The organism is Oleisolibacter albus, assembly GCF_003336875.1.
Classification (GTDB): domain Bacteria; phylum Pseudomonadota; class Alphaproteobacteria; order Azospirillales; family Azospirillaceae; genus Niveispirillum; species Niveispirillum album.
The window spans coordinates 34,741-48,903 of record NZ_QGNJ01000010.1 but is presented as its reverse complement, the minus strand read 5'-3'; the positions used below and the strand labels follow the sequence as shown (position 1 = coordinate 48,903).

At 71.7% G+C, this 14,163-nt stretch carries 14 protein-coding genes and 2 riboswitches; of the genes, 8 read left to right on the top strand and 6 right to left on the bottom strand.

Annotated features, from left to right (window positions below; genetic code table 11):
- Positions 1-32: 32 nt before the first annotated feature.
- A riboswitch (SAM-I-IV-variant riboswitch) is annotated at positions 33-139 on the bottom strand.
- A gap of 63 nt (positions 140-202) precedes the next feature.
- A complete protein-coding gene (locus tag DK368_RS14365) occupies positions 203-409 on the bottom strand; it encodes a DUF1674 domain-containing protein (protein WP_114394655.1) in 207 nt (68 codons plus the stop codon).
- 121 nt (positions 410-530) lie between these two features.
- Between DK368_RS14365 and htpX the strand changes: the two genes are divergently transcribed.
- Positions 531-1,493, top strand: coding sequence for a zinc metalloprotease HtpX (gene htpX, locus DK368_RS14360; RefSeq protein ID WP_114394654.1), 963 nt, complete (start codon positions 531-533; stop codon positions 1,491-1,493).
- Between the two features lie 3 nt (positions 1,494-1,496).
- A complete protein-coding gene (locus DK368_RS14355; protein WP_114394653.1) occupies positions 1,497-2,522 on the top strand; it encodes a DUF2332 domain-containing protein in 1,026 nt (341 codons plus the stop codon).
- Positions 2,523-2,564: 42 nt separating this feature from the next.
- Here DK368_RS14355 and msrA read toward each other — a convergent pair whose 3' ends face one another.
- Complete coding sequence (gene msrA, locus DK368_RS14350) at positions 2,565-3,092, bottom strand: peptide-methionine (S)-S-oxide reductase MsrA (protein WP_114394652.1); 528 nt, start codon at positions 3,090-3,092, stop codon at positions 2,565-2,567.
- A gap of 144 nt (positions 3,093-3,236) precedes the next feature.
- Between msrA and rsmB the strand changes: the two genes are divergently transcribed.
- Positions 3,237-4,550, top strand: coding sequence for a 16S rRNA (cytosine(967)-C(5))-methyltransferase RsmB (gene rsmB, locus DK368_RS14345; protein WP_114394651.1), 1,314 nt, complete (start codon positions 3,237-3,239; stop codon positions 4,548-4,550).
- Positions 4,551-4,569: 19 nt separating this feature from the next.
- On the opposite strand, the gene DK368_RS14340 is transcribed toward rsmB, so the two are convergent.
- Entirely contained in the window at positions 4,570-5,085 is a 516-nt protein-coding gene (locus DK368_RS14340) for a DUF6647 family protein (protein ID WP_114394650.1), read from the bottom strand.
- Between the two features lie 10 nt (positions 5,086-5,095).
- A riboswitch (cyclic di-GMP riboswitch) is annotated at positions 5,096-5,183 on the bottom strand.
- Between the two features lie 361 nt (positions 5,184-5,544).
- Between DK368_RS14340 and DK368_RS14335 the strand changes: the two genes are divergently transcribed.
- Positions 5,545-5,949 (top strand): Rap1a family protein, encoded by a 405-nt coding sequence (locus DK368_RS14335; RefSeq protein ID WP_155524585.1) that lies wholly within the window; start codon positions 5,545-5,547, stop codon positions 5,947-5,949.
- A 19-nt stretch (positions 5,950-5,968) separates the two neighbouring features.
- Here DK368_RS14335 and DK368_RS14330 read toward each other — a convergent pair whose 3' ends face one another.
- Complete coding sequence (locus DK368_RS14330) at positions 5,969-6,184, bottom strand: hypothetical protein (RefSeq protein ID WP_114394648.1); 216 nt, start codon at positions 6,182-6,184, stop codon at positions 5,969-5,971.
- A gap of 215 nt (positions 6,185-6,399) precedes the next feature.
- Between DK368_RS14330 and DK368_RS14325 the strand changes: the two genes are divergently transcribed.
- The 4 genes from DK368_RS14325 (at position 6,400) to purH (ending at position 11,348) form a co-directional block, all read left to right on the top strand.
- The gene (locus tag DK368_RS14325) at positions 6,400-7,185 is read left to right on the top strand and encodes a DUF2243 domain-containing protein (protein WP_162306038.1); all 786 of its coding nucleotides are present in this window, start codon (positions 6,400-6,402) and stop codon (positions 7,183-7,185) included.
- Positions 7,186-7,300: 115 nt separating this feature from the next.
- Positions 7,301-7,987: a ribulose-phosphate 3-epimerase gene (gene rpe, locus DK368_RS14320; protein ID WP_114394646.1), complete on the top strand. Its 687-nt coding sequence runs from the start codon at positions 7,301-7,303 to the stop codon at positions 7,985-7,987.
- Between the two features lie 6 nt (positions 7,988-7,993).
- A complete protein-coding gene (locus DK368_RS14315) occupies positions 7,994-9,643 on the top strand; it encodes a heparinase II/III family protein (protein ID WP_114394645.1) in 1,650 nt (549 codons plus the stop codon).
- A gap of 121 nt (positions 9,644-9,764) precedes the next feature.
- A complete protein-coding gene (gene purH, locus DK368_RS14310) occupies positions 9,765-11,348 on the top strand; it encodes a bifunctional phosphoribosylaminoimidazolecarboxamide formyltransferase/IMP cyclohydrolase (protein ID WP_114394644.1) in 1,584 nt (527 codons plus the stop codon).
- Positions 11,349-11,476: 128 nt separating this feature from the next.
- Here the strand turns inward: purH and DK368_RS14305 are convergent, their stop codons facing one another.
- Both DK368_RS14305 and DK368_RS21445 read right to left on the bottom strand, forming a co-directional pair.
- A complete protein-coding gene (locus DK368_RS14305) occupies positions 11,477-12,310 on the bottom strand; it encodes a hypothetical protein (protein ID WP_114394643.1) in 834 nt (277 codons plus the stop codon).
- 464 nt (positions 12,311-12,774) lie between these two features.
- A complete protein-coding gene (locus DK368_RS21445) occupies positions 12,775-14,154 on the bottom strand; it encodes a helix-turn-helix domain-containing protein (protein WP_155524584.1) in 1,380 nt (459 codons plus the stop codon).
- Between the last annotated feature and the right edge of the window lie 9 nt (positions 14,155-14,163).

The window sequence follows — 14,163 nt, the reverse complement described above, 5'->3', positions numbered from 1 at the left end:
TCACAGGGCGTGAGCGGGCTGACGCGTCTGTGGCTGGGGCCCGTTGTTGCCGGATCGGCCACATCCTCCCCCGCGGGGAGCGCCACCTTGCTGGGGAGCAGGTTGGCGTTGGGCGTCAGCCCAACTCTTGATGCGGGGGCGACCATAGCGGCGGTGCTCCGCGCCGGCAAGTTGCCGGCGGCGCAGAACTGGGCTGCACAAGTCAGAAGTCGCTGCAGCGCCCCTTGTTCTCCCAGTCGCCGTACCGGGTGGGCTCGGGACCGGCAGGGCCACCGATCTCCCCGGCGGGTTGGGCGGCGGGTTGGGCGGCCGGCTGTGCGCCGGCCTTGGCGGCGGGCGTGCCGGAGGCTGCGGGGACCGGCTCTTCGGCCGGCGAGGGGACGGGGGTGGTTCGGGGCGTCTGTATCATGGCCCCGAGATATGGCGCAGGAAACCGCGTCCGCCAAGCCTTTGCGCAGGCCGGCCGCCATGCCCATATGTCGGTGATCCGGGTCCTGGGCGGCCCGTCCAGTCCGAGGGTATGAGACGCCATGCACGGCTATTTCCGCACCGCGATGCTCCTGGCCGGTCTGACCGGCCTGTTCCTGGCGGTGGGATACATGATCGGCGGCCAGGGCGGCATGATGATCGCGCTGCTGGTCGCCATCGCCACCAACGCCTTCGCCTATTGGAACGCCGACACCATGGTGCTGCGCATGTATGGCGCGCGCCAGGTCGATGCCGCCACCTCCCCCCAGTTCTACGGCATGGTGCAGCGGCTGGCCGCCAATGCCGGCCTGCCCATGCCCAGGGTCTATGTCATCGACAATGACCAGCCCAACGCTTTCGCCACCGGCCGCAACCCGCAGAACGCGGCCGTGGCCGCCACGACGGGACTGCTGCGGCGCCTGACGCCGGAGCAGGTGGCCGGGGTCATGGCCCATGAACTGGCCCATGTGCGCAACCATGACACGCTGATCATGACCGTGACGGCGACCCTGGCCGGTGCCCTGTCCATGCTGGCCAATTTCGGTCTGTTCTTCGGCGGGAACAGCGACAACCGCAACAATCCGCTGGGCATGGTCGGCGTGGTGCTGACGGCCCTGCTGGCGCCTCTGGCAGCCATGCTGGTGCAGATGGCCATCAGCCGGTCGCGCGAGTACGAGGCCGACAAGGGCGGAGCCGAGATCTGCGGCAACCCGGACTGGCTGGCTGACGCCCTGATCGGCATCCACAATGGTGCCGCCCAGACCGTCAATGTGCAGGCCGAGCACAACCCGGCCACGGCCCATCTGTTCATCATCAATCCGCTGCATGGCCGCTCCATGGACAGCCTGTTCTCCACCCATCCCAGCACCGAGGAGCGGGTACGGCGGCTGCGCGCCATGGGCGCTGGCCGTGGACAGGGCGGGCCGACGGCGGCGACCACGGCACCCGTTTCGAGTCCACCGCACCGGGCCGGCCGCGGCAGTGTTCCCTCCGCCGGCAGAGGCAGCCGGGGACCCTGGGGGTGAGCCATGTCCAGCCGCGTCGTCGATAGTTTCCGCACCCAGATCGGCTGGTGTCGGACGCTGGGGTCGCCCTTCACTGCGGCGCTGCTGGAACAGGCCCTGGCCGATCTGGAGCGGGGCGGTCCGGTGGCGGCGCTGCTGGGCGACTGGCCGGGTGACCCCACGGCGGATGCACTGCCGCTGCGGCTGGCCGGGGCCGCGCATGCGCTGGTGCTGTCGGGCGCGTCCCCGGCCCTGGCCGCCTGTTATCCGCCACAGGCGGAAACGGACAGGGTGGGGGCCGTGCTGGCCGCTGAGATCGCGTCCCGGCCCGCCTGGTTCCGCGCCGTCCTGCGCACGGCGCCGCAGACCAACGAGGCGCGGCGGTCCGTGGTGCTGCTGGGCGGGTTCCTGACGCTGGCCGCGGAGACCGGGCTGCCGCTGCGGCTGCTGGAGATCGGGGCCAGCGCCGGCCTGCTGCAACACTGGGACCGGTTCCGCTATCGGTTGGGTGATGCGGTCTGGGGGCCGGCGAACGCGGGCGTGCAGGTGATCACTGACTGGTCAGGGCCGCTGCCGCCGCTGGACGCCGTGCTCACCATCGCGTCGCGGGCCGCCTGCGACCGTGATCCCGTGGATCTGGCATCGGACGAGGCCGTGCTGCGGCTGCGTGCCTATGTCTGGGCCGACCAGACGGAACGGGCGGCCCTGCTGGATGCCGCGATTGCGCAAGCGCGGACGGCAACGGTGCAGGTGGAGGCGGCCGATGCCGCCGACTGGGTCGAGGCCCGGCTGGCCGAGCCGGTGCCGGACCAGCTGACCGTGCTTTATCACACCATCGTCTGGCAGTACCTGCCGGAGGCCACCAAGGACCGCATCCTGACGGCGCTGGAGCACTACGGCGCCCGCGCGCCGCTGGCGCATCTGGCCTTCGAGCTGTCGCCGGAGGGCGGGCCGCCGGCCCTGACCCTGAGCGTCTGGCCGGACCGGCGGCGCCGGGTCCTGGCCCATGCCCATCCCCACGGGGCGGCGGTGACGTGGCTGGCGGGATGAACCGCCAGCCACCCCAGTTCCGCGGGTGTCCGCTTACCGGTGTTATTCGGCAGCCGTGCGGCCCTCGTCGCCGAGCACCCAGTCCGGGCGCACCCAGTGGCAGGTGTAGCCGCCGGGATTCTTCTCCAGATAATCCTGATGGTAGTCTTCCGCCGCCCAGAAGGGGCCGGCCGGGACGATTTCCGTCGCCAGCCGCCCCGGCCAGCGGCCGGACGCCTGGACCTTGGCCATGACGTCGCGGGCCGTTTCCTCCTGCTCCGGTGCCGTCACGAAGATGGCGCTGCGGTACTGGCTGCCGATGTCGTTGCCCTGGCGGTTGACCGTGGTCGGATCGTGGATCTGGAAGAAGAATTCCAGCAGCCGGCGATAGCTCAGCCGGGCGGGATCGAAGCGGATCTCGATGGATTCGGCATGGCCCGTCGTGCCGGTCTTGACCTCCTTGTAGGTGGGGTTGGCCAGACCACCGCCGGTATAGCCGACGCGGGTATCGACCACGCCCGGCACCTTGCGGATGAGATCCTCCATGCCCCAGAAGCAGCCGCCGGCCAGGATTGCCGTCTCGATCGCCATGGTGCGCCTCCTTGATGCTGCGGTTTGTTGCCCTTCAGCTAGTCGTCCGCATCCCGCCTGTCCAGGGCGGCCATGCCGCGGAAGCGGTCACCTGTGCGTGATCGGCGTTTCACAATCGCTGTGTCCCGCGCTACATCGGCCGTCATGACCGACAAGATCCCCGACAGTGCCGATAGCCTGGGCGCCCGTGCCGCCGCCCTGGACCTCCTCACCGCCGTGCTGCGCCGGCAGGTGCCCTTCGATGATGCCCTGGAGGCCAACAAGGCCGTCAAGGAGCTGGAGCCGCGCGACCGCGGCTTCGTCCGCCTGCTGGTCGCCACCCTGTTCCGCCGCCTGGGGCAGCTGGATGCGGTGATCCAGGCCAGCCTGGCCAAGCCGGGGCAGCAGCTGAAGGCCCTGGTGCAGGACCTGCTGCGGCTGGGCGCGGCCCAGCTGCTGTTCCTGGGCACGCCGGCCCATGCGGCAGTGGACACCACGGTGGACCTGGCCGTCGCCCGCGGGCAGGCGCCCTACAAGGGGCTGATCAATGCCGTGCTGCGCCGCCTGTCGCGGGAAGGGGCGGCCATGCTGGCGGGCCAGGATGCGGGCCGGCTGAACACGCCGGACTGGCTCTGGCTGGCCTGGCGCCAGGCCTATGGCACCGGCGCCACCCGCGCCATCGTCGAGGCGCATCTGCAGGAAGCGCCGCTGGACCTGTCGGTGAAGGGGGATGCCGCCGCCTGGGCCGAACGGCTGGAGGCGGAGCTGCTGCCCACGGGCAGCCTGCGCCGGGCCGCCGGCGGGCAGGTGACCGACCTGCCGGGCTTCGCCGAGGGGGCCTGGTGGGTGCAGGATGCCGCCGCCGCCCTTCCGGCGCGGCTGTTCGGCGATCTGGCCGGCAAGACCGTTTACGATCTGTGCGCGGCGCCGGGTGGCAAGACCGCACAGCTGGCCGCCCTGGGGGCCGTGGTCACGGCCGTGGACCGCAACGGCAAGCGGTTGCAGCGGGTGACGGAGAATCTGGCCCGTCTGGGGCTGACCGCCGCCACGGTGACGGCGGATGCCGTGACCTGGACTCCCGACACGGCGGCGGACGCCATCCTGCTGGACGCGCCCTGCAGCGCCACGGGCACCATCCGTCGCCATCCCGATGTGGCACGGCTGAAGGGGCCGGAGGATGTGGAGACGCTGGCGCGGGTGCAGGCCCGCATGCTGAACCATGCGCTCGACCTGCTGAAGCCCGGCGGGCTGCTGGTCTATGGCACCTGTTCGTTGCAGCCGGAGGAGGGGGAACAGCAGATGGCCCGGATCCTGGAGCGGCGCACCGATATCGAGCGGGTGGCGGTGACGGCGGCCGAGGTCGGTGGCTTGGCCGAACTGATCACCGCCGAGGGCGACGTGCGCTGCACCCCCGGCGTGCTGAAGGACAAAGGCGGAATGGACGGCTTCTTCATCGGACGTCTGCGCCGCATCGGCTGAGCCATGGCCCGGCCGGGGGTTACGGGCAGGTGGCCTTGCCGGCGATCCAGCGGTCGGAATAGAGCGGCTGCCGTCCCTGTTCGATCAGCCACTGGTTCTGCAACCGGTAGGCGTCTGCCTCCATGGCGTTGTTGCAGGGGAAGCTGCGGCCGGAGCTGACCTGCACATGATGTACCAGCTCGTGCAGCAGATAGCTGACCTCATCCGTGTCGTCCCACTGGAACGCCTGTGGATCGAGGATGACGATGCCGGGCACATAGAGCGCCTTGACCCGCTCGCCGGGCCGGGTCAGGGCGGCCATGCCGGACACCGCGCCCAGCGCGGTGCGGTCGGCAACAACGGCGGGGGCCGGCAGTTCACCGGTCGCGAACTGGGCTTCGACCCACCGTTGCAGCGTGGCGACGCGATCAACCTCAGTCTGCGCCGTCTGGGCCTGCGCCGTCTGGGCCTGTGCCGTCTGAGTCTGTGCCATCGTGGCGCCAGCCAGGAGCAGGGCGGCCGTGAAGGCGGCCGCCGCCAAAAGCATCCGGTTCATTTGTCCTCCGTCTGGCAACCCCGCTATCCGGACCCGTCGGGGTCTGAGGACCGGAGGCTTTGCGTCCCGCCGTTTCCGACGGTTTGCCCTTGAACACACGAGGTCGCCGAACCGGCGTCCTCACTTCCTGTCGCCCTTATATAAATCGGGATCCGTGCTTGGCCGATCTATCCAGAAGACGTTTTGGGGCGCTTCTCCTCTATCTTGAAGCATAGGATCGGGATGGCACGCCACCGAAACCAGATGTTGGACTATGTCCCGCATCTGCACCAATCCGTATGCGGCATGACAGCCCGTCCGATCGCGACCGGCCTGCCCCGGAAAGCAGGATCGTTTCCCGGCTCCGCCCGTCCGGATGTGACATGAAGGTCAGTGCGACTTTTGCTAGAAAAAGATTTTATCTTCACCGCCTGTTAGCGCCGCGTTAAAGTTTCCGCCGGGTCGGTGCTGAGAGACGACATGCGTTGTATTGGTGCGCGGAGGCGGCTTGCGGCCCTGGGCGGGCCGTTGTTGCTGCTGGCGGCTCCCCTGACGGCCGCGGCGCAGGGGGCAACCGTGCTGGTGCAGGAGGCGGGGCAGCTCTATGCCCTGTGCGTGGGCGACGGGCGGGTGGCCTGTCTGGCACAGATCAGCGCCTATCGGGCGGAACTGGAGCGGGCCAGCGACGCCCTGACATCGATCCTCGGTCCCTCGGCGCCCACGCCCTACCGGAAGGTCTTCGGCTGTCTGCCCCGCTCGGTCCCGACCGAAATCGTGGCCGCAGACTTTGTCGCCGGGGTCGATGCCGATCCCGATCTGCGCAGCCGCAACCAGACCTATGTCTTCAGCCGGCTGTTCCCGCAGAAATATCCCTGCACGCCGTGAGCGGGCACCCGGCCGGCGTTCAGGAACTCATGTCCCACTGGCGCCAATCCTCCAGCAGACGATCGATGGCGGCGCTGGGCGGGGCCGGCGAGGGCGGATGCACGGGTCTGGCGCTGGCGGATTCAGCCTGCTGGTCGATGCCACGCAACGCACGGGCTGCGGCGCCGAGACCGGAGCGGTGCGCACGCGCCAGCGCCAGAACATCGCGCACCGCCTGTCGGCTGTCCTGCCCCATAACGCCCCCCCACCGGCTGCTCCCTTGCCAAGGTCCAGAATGTCGGCGTCCGACGGTTCTGGCGACGGCGCGAAGGGGGGAGACGGCGGAACAGTCGCCGTACTGCTGGCCATGGGGCGGGCCGGCGCCTGCGGATGGAACCGGACCGCCCGCGATCCGGTTGCGGCGATGGGCTTTGCCCTTCCCCCATCGCCGTCAGAAAGAGGCCCATGCCGATGGCTGCGTCCCGTCCCGACGGATCGGCGGCCGGCCTGTGGGCCGGCGGCCTTCTTGGAGTCGCGCTCGGCGGATTCTTCGATGGAATCCTGCTGCATCAGGTGCTGCAATGGCACCACCTTCTGAGCGGGCTGGAGGGGGAGCCATGGCGCGATCTGCGGGTCCAGGTGCTGGCCGACGGGCTGTTCCACGCCGCCCTGTATGGGATCGCCGTCGCCGGTCTGGCGCAGCTGTGGCGGTTGCGCGGGCGGCTGGCATGGCCGGGCATGGGGCGGATCCTGGCCGCCGGAGTCCTGATCGGGTCCGGTCTCTGGCATCTTGTCGACGCCGTGGTGAGCCATTGGCTGCTGGGGCTGCACCATATCCGCATGGACAGCGGCAACCGCCTGCTCTGGGACCTGCTGTTCTTCGTCCTGGGACTGGCCCTGACGGCGGCGGGTGTCCGGCTGCTGCGGATCCCGTCCGGCGGGAAGGCCGGCGGGAAGGCCGGCGGTGGCGGGCGGGTGGCCCTGTTGCTGGCGCTGCTGGTGCCGGTCGCCGCCGGCGTGGCGGCCCGGCCGGGAGGGAACGGCATGTCGCTGCTGCTGACGCCGCGGGACCTGCCGGCCACGGTGGTGCTGCAGCGGGTGGCCGCTTTGGACGGACGACTGGTCGACGGCGATGCGGCCAGCGGCGTCTGGATCGTGCGATGGCCGGACGGGACCGGCCTGGCCCGGCAGTTGGGCCTGGGCGCCGTGCCGCTGGCCGGCCCGGTGCTGGGCGCGGGCTGCTTCCAGGGGCGGTAGGGGCAGGGCGCCGGACCGCCGGCCCGAAGACGGATGCCTTCCACCAGGGAAAACCACACATGCACGGGCCCCATCGACCTTGCGGCTGGGCGTCCGTCTTGGTAGGACACCGGCCATGCCGCAGCAGCCCGTGAAGATCGCCCCCTCCATCCTCTCCGCCGACTTCGCCAAGTTGGGGGAAGAGGTCCGCGCCGTGGACGCGGCGGGGGCCGACTATATCCATATCGACGTGATGGACGGCCATTTCGTGCCGAACCTCACCATCGGCCCCGGTGTGGTCAAGGCGCTCCGCCCGCATACGGCGAAGCCCTTCGACGTGCATCTGATGATCGCGCCGGTCGACGCTTTCGTCGGCGCCTTCGCCGAGGCCGGTGCCGACATCATCAGCTTCCATCCCGAGGCCGGTCCGCATCCGCACCGCACGGTGCAGCTGATCCGGTCGCTGGGCAAGAAGCCGGGCATCGTGCTGAATCCGCACACGCCGCTGTCGATGATCGACTATCTGCTGGGCGACATCGATCTGGTCCTGGTCATGTCGGTCAATCCAGGCTTCGGCGGCCAGAGCTTCATCCGCAGCCAGCTGGACAAGATCCGCGAACTGCGGCGGCGCATCGAGGCCATGTCGGAGAGCCAGGGCGGCCGGATCATCGATCTGGAGGTCGATGGCGGCGTCAATGTGGAGACGGCGCGCCTGTGCATCGAGGCCGGCGCCGACGTGCTGGTGGCCGGCACCTCCACCTTCCAGGGCGGGCCCGCGGCCTACGCGCCCAACATCCGATCCCTGCGCGGGCAGGGGGCCTAAGCGCCCATGGCCGCCGGCGGCAGCCTGCACCGACGGTTCCAGCCCGGCGCGCGGGGCTCCTGGTATGCCAGCCCGGTCTACGGGCTGATGCGCCTGTCCGGTCCGGCCCCCCAGCAGCTTGAGGTGGTGCCGCCCGACCCCTGGCCCGGCGACGCCACCACCGGGCAGGAGCTGCTGAACAACATCTTCCGCTTCGCCGGGCAGTCGATCCCCGGCGAGCTGCCCCCCTGGCTGGCAGCGGATGCCTCCGCCGCCTGGCTGGCGGAGATGCACGGCTTCGACTGGCTGCGCCATCTGCGCGCCACCGGCGGCGATGCCGCCCGGCGGCAGGCGCGGGTGCTGGTCAGCCTGTGGGTCGACCAGTTCGGCAAGCGCTGGCATCCCGTCGCCTGGGCCCCCGACGTGGCCGCCGCCCGCGTGGCCGCCTGGATCGGGCAGCATGATTTCTTCCTGGCCAGCGCCGATGACGAGCTGCGCGCCCGTGTGCTGGACAGCCTGGCCCGGCAGGTCCGCCATCTGGGCCGGGTCGTGCCCGGCCGGCTGAAGGGCGAGGCGCTGCTGCTGGGGCTGAAGGGGCTGACCTATGGCAGCCTGTGCCTGCCCGGCCTGATGCCGCTGGCCGAGCGCGCCCGCTCGGCGCTGACGCAGGAACTGCCGCGGCAGGTGCTGCCCGACGGCGGCCATGTGGAGCACTCCCCGGCCCGGCAGCTGGCCGTGCTGCGCCACCTGATCGATCTGCGGGGCTGCTACCGCGCCGCCCGCGTGGAGGTGCCGGAGCCGCTGCAGCACGCCATCGACCGCATGACGCCGACCCTGCGCTTCTTCCGCCACGGCGACGGGGGGCTGGCCCTGTTCAACGGCTCCCAGGAAGGGGAGCCGGTGATGCTCGACACCGTGCTGGGGCAGGCCGACGCCCGCGGGCGGCCGCTGAAATCCATTCCCCATGTGGGGTTCGAACGGCTGACCGCCGGCCGGACCTGCATCCTGCTGGATGCAGGCGTGCCGCCGCCGCCGGGGCTGGACACCCATGCCCATGCCGGCAGCCTGAGCTTCGAGATGAGCGTGGGGCGCGAGCGGCTGGTGGTGAACTGCGGCAGCCACCCCTCCGATGCCGGGCGCTGGCGCACGGCCCTGGCGGCCACGGCCGCCCATTCCACCGTCACCGTGGCCGACACCAACTCCGCCGCCGTGCTGGAGGAGGGGGGCCTGGGACGGCGCCCGCGCAAGGTGGAGGCCGTGCGGGCCGACGTGCCCGGCGGGCAGCTGGTGGATTGCGCCCATGACGGCTATCAGGAGACGCACGGGCTGCTGCACCGCCGCCGGCTGTACCTGGCCGAGAGCGGCGAGGATCTGCGCGGCGAGGATACGCTGGAGGGCGCCGGCGGCCGCGATTTCGCCGTGCGCTTCCACCTGCATCCCGGGGTGCAGGTGGCGCCGCTGGACCATGAGCCGGCGGTGATGCTGCGCCTGCCGTCCGGCCATCTGTGGAAGGTGCGGGCCGCCGGCGGCGACATCGACGTGATGGACAGCATCTATCTCGGCAGCGGGACCGAGCCGCGCCGCAGCTGCCAGCTGGTGATCCGTGGCGTGACCCAGTCCGGCAAGACCACGGTGAAATGGGCCTTCCGCCGCGAGGGCACCGATCTGGAGACCTGAGCCTTTCGCCTGACCGGACCGGGCCGGGGCAGGGCTCCCCCGGCGGACAACCGGGCCGGCCCGTTCCCCCTGCCGCCGACGGCGTCCCCGACCGTCGCGGCATCAACCTGGACCGCCTGTCATGACCCTTGATCTCGTTCCCATCCGCCGCGCCATCATCTCCGTCTCCGACAAGACGGGGCTGGTCGATCTGGGCAAGGCCCTGGCCGCCCGCGGCGTGCATATCCTCTCCACCGGCGGCAGCGCCAAGGCGCTGGCCGATGCGGGGGTGCCGGTGACCGAGGTCTCCGACCATACCGGCTTCCCGGAGATGATGGACGGGCGGGTCAAGACCCTGCACCCGAAGATCCATGGCGGCATCCTGGCCCGCCGCGATCTGGCCGGCCACACCCAGGCCATGGCCGACCACGACATTCCCGGCATCGATCTGGTGGTGGTCAACCTCTATCCGTTCGAGGCCACGGTGGCCAAGGGCGCGGATTTCGAGACCTGCATCGAGAACATCGACATCGGCGGCCCGTCGCTGATCCGCGGGGCGGCCAAGAACCACGATTTCGTGGCCGTGGTCACCGATCCCGCCGATTATGCCGAGCTGGTCGGGCAGATGACCGTGCATGACGGGCAGACCACCCTGGCCTTCCGCCGCACGCTGGCGGCCAAGGCCTATGCCCGCACCGGCGCCTATGACACCGCCATCGCCGCCTGGTTCGCCGGGCAGCTGGGCGAGGCCTATCCCGAGCGGCTGGGCTTCGGCGGCGTGCTGAAGCAGACCCTGCGCTATGGCGAGAACCCGCACCAGAGTGCGGCCTTCTACACCAGCGGCGAGACGCGGCCGGGCATCGCCACGGCGACCCAGCTGCAGGGCAAGGAGCTGAGCTACAACAACCTCAACGACACCGATGCCGCCTTCGAGCTGGTGTCGGAGTTCGAGGCCCCCGCCATCGCCATCATCAAGCACGCCAACCCCTGCGGCGTGGCCGAGGGGACCGACCTGCACGCGGCCTATGCCCGCGCCCTGGCCTGCGACCCGGTCAGCGCCTTCGGCGGCATCATCGCCTGCAACCGCACGCTGGATGCGGCCACGGCCGAGGAGATCGCGAAGCTGTTCGCCGAGGTGGTCATCGCCCCCGACGCCGATGAGGGCGCGCGCCGGCTGCTGGCGTCGAAGAAGAATCTGCGCGTGCTGCTGACCGGCGCCATGGCCGATCCTGCGGCGCCGGGGCTGACGGTGAAGTCGGTGTCCGGCGGCTATCTGGTGCAGACCCGCGACAATGGCCGCGTCAGCCTGGACGGGCTGAAGGTGGTGACCAAGCGGGCGCCGACCGACAAGGAGCTGGCCGACCTGCTGTTCGCCTTCCGCGTGGCCAAGCATGTGAAGTCCAACGCCATCGTCTATGCCAAGGACGGGGCCACGGTGGGCATCGGCGCCGGGCAGATGAGCCGGGTGGACAGCGCGCGCATCGCCGCCTGGAAGTCGGCCGACGCGGCCAAGGCGGCCGGGCTGGCCGAGCCGGGCACCAGGGGCAGCGTCGTCGCCTCCGACGCCTTCTTCCCCTTCGCCGACGGGCTGCTGGCGGCGGCCGATGCCGGCGTGACGGCGGTGATCCAGCCGGGCGGCAGCATGCGCGACGCCGAGGTCATCGCCGCCGCCGACGAGCGCGGTCTGGCCATGGTCTTCACCGGCATGCGCCATTTCCGGCATTGAGTTTGTAGCGGTCCCTCAGGCGCCGGGCGGCGGCATCCGCCGCCTTGGCTTACGCGGGCACGAGCCCGCGGGCCGGCGGTCGCCGGCCTGGTGCGGTTCCCCTCAACGGCTGGTGCGGGCGGGGGCGGTCAGAAGCGGAGCCGGGTGCCCAGGCGCAGCCGGGCCGAGCCGTCCTGCTGCCATTCCACATCGGCATTGACCGGCAGCGAGCGCACCGGCAGCAGGCTGGCCGGCAACAGGCCCCGGTCCAGCCGGCCGTCAAGGCCGATGCTGCCCCCCGTCTCCGTCACCGTGGCGCGCACGGCGCTGAGGCCGCCCAGGCTGCCGGTCGGGCGCGGCCGGTATTCCAGGCCCAGGCTGCCGTCGGCGTCATGGGCCAGATCCTGCATGGCGGCGGTGAAGCGCCAGCCCGGCTGGCCGGCGGCGCAGGCGCTGCCCCAGCTGGCGCGGGCCTGCCCGTTCCAGTCGTCGCGGCCCGGCATGCCGGAGACGCTGCCGCTGACCTGGTGCGGCAGCCAGCGGCTGCCGCAGCCGGCGGAGACGGCCATGCTCTGGCGCATGGTCCGGGTGCCCAGCTGGGTTTGAAGCGTGCTGGACAGGCCCAGCGGCGCCAGATGCGCCGCGGCCTGCACCCCCCGGTCGGCATAGGCCCGCGGATCGGCCTTGAGCGCCAGCCGCCGCTGCGCCGCGTCCACCGCCGGGGTATCGCCGCGCAGCTTGGCCATGGCCCCGTCATAGAGCGTGCCCAGCCAGTCGGTCAGCGTGGCCAGACTGGCCTTGCGGCCCTGTTGCTCCGCCGCTTCATCCCGCGCCGGCAGATCCTCATGCCCCAGGGCCGGGGCCAGATCGTCCCAGGCCCCGTACTGGTCCGGCCAGCCGGCGGCGGCAGGCCCGGCCAGCAGGGCCAGGGCGGCGGCCAGCATCAGGGCCGCCAAGGGCAGAGGCAGCAGGATCCTGCGCATCGTTCGGGTCCTCCAGATCAGGGGGCCTGCCCCGGTGCGGCACCGGTCCGCCGGGGCGCCGGTACCCTATCCATCCCCGCCCGGATTACCCCGTGACCAGCAGAGGGCACGGCGTCCGGACAGGAAAACCACAGCAGAGCGGGAAACTACCTCCTTCGCGCACAGTCGATCTGCGTGCCGCTGCGCTGCGGCATAAGTAAAACCGGAGAACAGCCCGCTGTCCTGTGACAACCGGGCGGCGTCTGCACTGGTGACGGAACGATGACGACCCCTGCCTGTTCTGGCCGCCTGTTCTGGCCGCCTGTTCCGGCCTGCCGGTCCCGTCCTGGCCGCTGCCGGCCGGGCCGGGACCTGTGCAGTGTGGGCGACAAAGGTGACCCCGGCATGACGCAAAGGTGACAAACGCGACATGTCCCGTCCGGCCCGTCGCCATTCACACCCGCGGCTTTCCTGGCGAAATCCGCTTAAGGCGACAAAGATGACGCCGCCGCGGCCGGCGTGCCCGCCGTCGCCTTTGCCGCGGGCATCCGGACGCCCGCGGCGATGCGGGGCGCCTGTGGGGCCGGGCGTTGCGGCGCCGGCCCGAGGGTCACCGGCAGCGGTGCCCGCAGGGGGAGCGGTCCGCCAGCCTGGGGCCGGCCGGTGCGGCGGCCGCCGGGGGAAGCCCAGGGCGCCATGCCCGCCGCCAGGGGCGGAACCGCCGGCCAGCCAACAGGCGGATCGGCGGGAGGATCGCCTGGGGGATTCGCGGCAGGGCGGGCAGCGTCCCGCCGCAGGGCATCAGGCGGCGCCGCGCCGGTCCCCGGACGGTGCGGGCGGCGCACGGCGTCGAGACCCCGGGCCAGCCGCGTATAGTCGGCGCCCTCGCCCAGCCGCATCATGCGCGACAGATGCACCAGCACCGTGGGGTTGCGGTCATGGCAGGCCGCCAGGATCAGGCTTTCCAGCACGGCGCCGCGGGCCCCGTCCAGGCGGGCGGCGAAGTCGGCGGCCCGCTTCATCCGCTCCTCCTCCACCAGGGCGCGCAGCTGTGGCGCGATCTTCAGCGCCCGCCACAGCGACTGGCGCGAACAGCCCAGCTCCAGCGCCACGGCGGTGACGCTGTGCCCCTGGCCCAGCAGCATGGCCCCCCGCGCCCAGTCGAAGCGCTTGGTCCGCCCGCGGGCAGGCGGGGCGGCGGGACAGTCCGGCTCCGGCCCCGGGCGCGGGCGGGCGGAGCACACGGGCGGCGGCGCGGCGGGCGTGGCCCCGGACCAGGGGCCGGCGGGCGGGCGGGCGGCAGGCGGGGGGACGGCGGGCCGGGGCGTGTCAGGCTGGTGCGGGGCGGGCCGGGACGCCGCGTGCCCGGCCCAGACCAGCCCCGGCATGTCCACATCGGGGGGCGGGATCAGGTCGGTGTAATCATGGCCCAGCGTCGGCTCCGGCGTGAACACCACCACCCCGTCGCGCACCCGCAGCCGGCAGCCGGCGAAGCCCGGCGGCAGCGTATCGTCGAAGCTGCCGTCCAGCGGCACGGCCCAGCCGCGCCGGAAGGCATGGATGTCCGACATCTCGCCCTGGCCGGTGCAGGCCCGCACCAGCAGCTCGTGCGCCACCTCGGGATGCAGCAGCAGGAACAGCCGGTTGGCCGCATCGTTGGGCGCCGCGGAACAGGCGGCATGCCGCCGCCGCTCCCAGTCGCCATAGGGCCGGGGCGGCCAGGCGGCGAGAGGATGATAGTCCTCCGGCCGCGTGGCCGGCAGCCGGTCCGCCGGCGGCGGCCCCTCCGCCCCCCAGGGCAGCATCGGGCTGTCAATGGGCGAGCCGGCAGGCGGCTCCCGCATGATCCGCACAGGCATCGACATGGGGCGGTA

What these genes read in the sequence shown, in the direction of transcription:
- msrA (WP_114394652.1), bottom strand. Translation starts at nt 3,092, where the DNA reads ATGGCGATCGAGACGGCAATCCTGGCCGGCGGCTGCTTCTGGGGCATG.
- DK368_RS14325 (WP_162306038.1), top strand. Translation starts at nt 6,400, where the DNA reads ATGGCTGCGTCCCGTCCCGACGGATCGGCGGCCGGCCTGTGGGCCGGC.
- DK368_RS14305 (WP_114394643.1), bottom strand. Translation starts at nt 12,310, where the DNA reads ATGCGCAGGATCCTGCTGCCTCTGCCCTTGGCGGCCCTGATGCTGGCC.
- purH (WP_114394644.1), top strand. Translation starts at nt 9,765, where the DNA reads ATGACCCTTGATCTCGTTCCCATCCGCCGCGCCATCATCTCCGTCTCC.
- rsmB (WP_114394651.1), top strand. Translation starts at nt 3,237, where the DNA reads ATGACCGACAAGATCCCCGACAGTGCCGATAGCCTGGGCGCCCGTGCC.
- rpe (WP_114394646.1), top strand. Translation starts at nt 7,301, where the DNA reads ATGCCGCAGCAGCCCGTGAAGATCGCCCCCTCCATCCTCTCCGCCGAC.
- DK368_RS14330 (WP_114394648.1), bottom strand. Translation starts at nt 6,184, where the DNA reads ATGGGGCAGGACAGCCGACAGGCGGTGCGCGATGTTCTGGCGCTGGCG.
- htpX (WP_114394654.1), top strand. Translation starts at nt 531, where the DNA reads ATGCACGGCTATTTCCGCACCGCGATGCTCCTGGCCGGTCTGACCGGC.
- DK368_RS21445 (WP_155524584.1), bottom strand. Translation starts at nt 14,154, where the DNA reads ATGTCGATGCCTGTGCGGATCATGCGGGAGCCGCCTGCCGGCTCGCCC.
- DK368_RS14355 (WP_114394653.1), top strand. Translation starts at nt 1,497, where the DNA reads ATGTCCAGCCGCGTCGTCGATAGTTTCCGCACCCAGATCGGCTGGTGT.
- DK368_RS14365 (WP_114394655.1), bottom strand. Translation starts at nt 409, where the DNA reads ATGATACAGACGCCCCGAACCACCCCCGTCCCCTCGCCGGCCGAAGAG.
- DK368_RS14335 (WP_155524585.1), top strand. Translation starts at nt 5,545, where the DNA reads ATGCGTTGTATTGGTGCGCGGAGGCGGCTTGCGGCCCTGGGCGGGCCG.
- DK368_RS14340 (WP_114394650.1), bottom strand. Translation starts at nt 5,085, where the DNA reads ATGAACCGGATGCTTTTGGCGGCGGCCGCCTTCACGGCCGCCCTGCTC.
- DK368_RS14315 (WP_114394645.1), top strand. Translation starts at nt 7,994, where the DNA reads ATGGCCGCCGGCGGCAGCCTGCACCGACGGTTCCAGCCCGGCGCGCGG.